Here is a 537-nt window from a genome sequence, read left to right as displayed (position 1 = left end):
TCTGACTGCCAAGGCATCCACCGTGTACGCTTAGTCACTTAACCATACAACCCGAAGGAGTTTCGAGTTGATGAACAAGTCACCAAAGTTGTCTGCAATTTTTATACATGATGCAGACTCGATTTTGCCGGACTCAAATTCCAAGAACACTTGAATGTGTTGTATTGGTGTTTGTCATAAAGACAAACATTGAGAACTTTACAATCAACAATAAATTGTTGATTTGTCAGCTTTCCAAATTGTTAAAGAGCTAGATTTCTTAATGAAACCATTTTTAAAAGCACTCATTGAATGCGCTTAAAGATGGTGGAGCTATGCGGGATCGAACCGCAGACCTCCTGCGTGCAAGGCAGGCGCTCTCCCAGCTGAGCTATAGCCCCATCAAGGTGTCGATACTGCATACCAACTTCAAAGGAAATTGGTGGGTCTGAGTGGACTCGAACCACCGACCTCTCGCTTATCAGGCGAACGCTCTAACCACCTGAGCTACAGACCCAGTATCGTCTCTTTTACTTTATAAACCGTATCAATCTGTGT

Annotated in this window: 2 tRNA genes; both read right to left on the bottom strand. The window is 43.4% G+C overall.

The features are described from left to right. Window positions 1-304: 304 nt before the first annotated feature. Window positions 305-380: transfer RNA gene (locus B853_RS15530), tRNA-Ala, on the bottom strand. Between the two features lie 39 nt (window positions 381-419). Continuing rightward, a tRNA-Ile gene (locus B853_RS15525) sits at window positions 420-496 on the bottom strand. Window positions 497-537 lie beyond the last annotated feature (41 nt).

It is taken from the genome of Vibrio rotiferianus CAIM 577 = LMG 21460, from assembly GCF_002741985.1.
GTDB lineage: Bacteria > Pseudomonadota > Gammaproteobacteria > Enterobacterales > Vibrionaceae > Vibrio > Vibrio rotiferianus.
This window is presented reverse-complemented; position numbering and strand designations above follow the sequence as displayed.